Origin of the sequence: Paraburkholderia sp. JHI869 (assembly GCF_038900775.1) — a bacterium.
Lineage (GTDB): Bacteria > Pseudomonadota > Gammaproteobacteria > Burkholderiales > Burkholderiaceae > Paraburkholderia.
The window spans coordinates 1-636 of record NZ_JAYMSC010000097.1; the positions used below are offsets into that span (position 1 = coordinate 1).

The 636-nt window shown below is 63.2% G+C and carries 1 protein-coding gene; it reads left to right on the forward strand.

Annotation, left to right across the window (positions count from 1 at the left end; all coding sequences use genetic code 11):
* Positions 1-636 (forward strand): chloride channel protein (locus VSR72_RS44020; protein WP_342958421.1); only part of this gene is annotated, 636 nt, incomplete at both ends.

The following is a 636-nucleotide window of genomic DNA, read 5'->3' on the forward strand; positions in this document are numbered from 1 at the left end:
TCGCCATCGAGGAACTCACGCGCAGCTTCGAGGCGCGAACGAGCGGCGTGATCATCACGGCGATCATCTTTTCGGGCGTCGTCTCGCTTGCCCTGCAAGGCAACTATGTGTATTTCGGCACGATCGCGATCGCCGGCAAACTGCCCGACCTGCTCGCCGTTGCCGTCATACTCGTCGGCGTGGTCACTGGCCTCGCGGGCGGCGTGTTCTGCTGGCTGCTGCTCAACACCGAGCGGTGGATGCCCGCCCGTTTATTCGCTCTCCGAAAGGAACGCCCCGTGGTGTTTGGCGCCGCATGCGGTTTGTTCATCGCCGTGATCGGCGTGGCGAGCGGTGGCAATCTGTTCGGCAGCGGCTATGCGGAAGCGCGCGGCATGCTCGAAGGCCACTCGCAGCTCGGTGTGGCCTATCCCGTGCTGAAAATGGCCTCAATGGTGGGCTCGTATCTGCCGGGCACGCCGGGCGGCCTCTTTGCACCGTCGCTGGCAATCGGCGCGGGCATCGGCAATGTGCTGCACATGGTGTTCGGGCAGATGCAGTTGCCGATGCTGATCGCGCTCGGCATGGTCGGCTATCTTGCCGCCGTCACGCAAAGCCCGATTACAGCGTTTGTCATCGTCATCGAAATGATCGACG